The 2,000-nt window shown below is 36.4% G+C and carries 1 pseudogene; it reads right to left on the reverse strand.

Features of this window, described 5'->3' with window-relative positions:
* Positions 1-2,000: pseudogene (fmtB, locus tag IDG60_RS12305) on the reverse strand (LPXTG-anchored DUF1542 repeat protein FmtB); the annotation flags it as partial.

Raw genomic sequence — 2,000 nt, forward strand, 5'->3', positions numbered from 1 at the left:
CAGCAACTGCTTGATCTTTAATTTGCGTAACATCATTAGTTGTTTGTGCATTTAAGATATCTTGATACGCTTTTTCTTTAGCTTTTAAAACTAAATCTTTTGCTGCATTTTTCTCTTCAGTTGTAGCACCAGTTGTATTATCAATTGCTTGATTTTGAGTTGTCACAGCTTGATCAACATCATTTTTAGCATTTGATTTAACCGATGTTGCTGGTTGCGTGCTTTGAATTGAATTCTTTCCAGCGTCTTTCGCCTGATCTACACCATTATCATCAGTTGCAGCTGTAATATTATTTTTCGCGTCTGTAACTGCTGTTGCTAATTGTTGAATAGCTGCTTCTTTTTCTTCAGTTGTAGCGTTCTGATCATTATTGATAACATTTGTTTGCGTTGCTTGTAATTGATCAATTTCATCTTTAGCCGTTTGTTTCTTCACAACTTTTGGTGTTACCGCATTAATCGCTGCTTCTGCATTTGTTTTAGCTTCATCAACTTGTGCGTTAGTAGTTGCTGCTGCAATGGCTTGAATTGCTTTACCATTTTCAGTATTTGCTTCTGCATCAGCTGCTTGTTTTTCTTCATCTGTTGCATCTGGCGTAGCTTGAATCTCTTGCAATTTGTTATTTAAAATTGCTGTGATTTCATTACGTGCAGTTGCTTTTTTATTAACTGTTGGTGTTACTTGATCAATACTAGTTTCACCTGTCGTTTTCGCTTGGTCTACATCATTTTGACTATTAGCAGCTTCAATGTTGCTATTTGCTTGTGTCACAGCATTATCTACGTCCGCATTAGCCGCTGCAATTTCTTCAGCAGTAATGTCTTGCGTTTGAGCGATTGCTGTTTTACGTTCATTCGCTTTCGTAGCAATTGCTTCTTTCGCATTATCTTTAGTTGTTGTTGCTGGCTGAATCGCTTCAATTTTAGCAATTTCTGCATTTTTAGCCGCTTCAACTTCCGCATTTGTATGTGCTGCATCTATTGCTGCATCAGCAGTCGTTTTTTCAGTTTGGACTTGTTGTTTCGCAGCTGCTTTTTCTTCTGTTGTTGAACCGTTATTAGCATCAATTGCTTTTTCTTGAGCTTGTACTTTATCTGCAATTGCTTGTTTCGCTTGAGGTTTAACATTTGCATCAGGTGTAATGGCTGCGATTGTAGCTTCATTTGTAGTTTTTGCATTATCTACATCTGTATTTGCTGCAGCATTATCTATATCAGCGTTTGCAGACAGAACAGCTTGATCAACTTTTTCTTTCGCTGCTTGTTGTTCTTCAGTAGTCGAATCATTCATTGCTTCGATTGCTGTTTTACGTTCACTTGCTTTTTGAGCAATTTCTGCTTTAGCATCCGATTTCTTAGTTGTGGCAGCTTGAACTTGATTAATTGCAGCAATACCATTGTCTTTAGCTGTTGTTACAGCACTGTTTGTATTTGCAGCATCAAGATTTGTTCTTGCTTCTTGCTTTTTAGTATCTAATTCTGTATATGCAGCTTGTTTTTCTTCTGTAGTTGAAGCATTGCTATTTTGAATTTCTTGTTTACGTGTATTATATGCGTTTTCTACTTCTGTATCAGCTGCAGGTTTAACTTTTGCTTGTGTTTGAATTGCATTGATTTTATCTAATACTTTTGATTTTGTATCAGCAACTTCCTGTTTTGATTTAACAACTTGGATGTCATGTAAACCTTGCTTTTGAGCTGCTTCTACTGCTGCATCAGCTTCTGCTACTTCTTCATTTGTTGCATTTGAAACTGTAGCATTTTGAGCTTTTCTAGCTGTTGCAGCTTGTTTAACTTCATTATAGGCATCCATTTTTGTTTGCGTAGAGTCAGTAATATTTTCAATTTTTGAGATTTCTTCGTTTTTAACTCTTTCTAAATCTTGTGCAGTCGTTGTCGCTTCAATTGCTTTAACACCAGAAACTTTAGCTGCATTAATACGTTCAATAGCTTCCGCTACTTCTTCATTTGTTGTATCAGGATTTAAAGGTGCTTGATCA

The sequence above is a fragment of the Staphylococcus sp. EG-SA-2 genome, assembly GCF_017152085.1.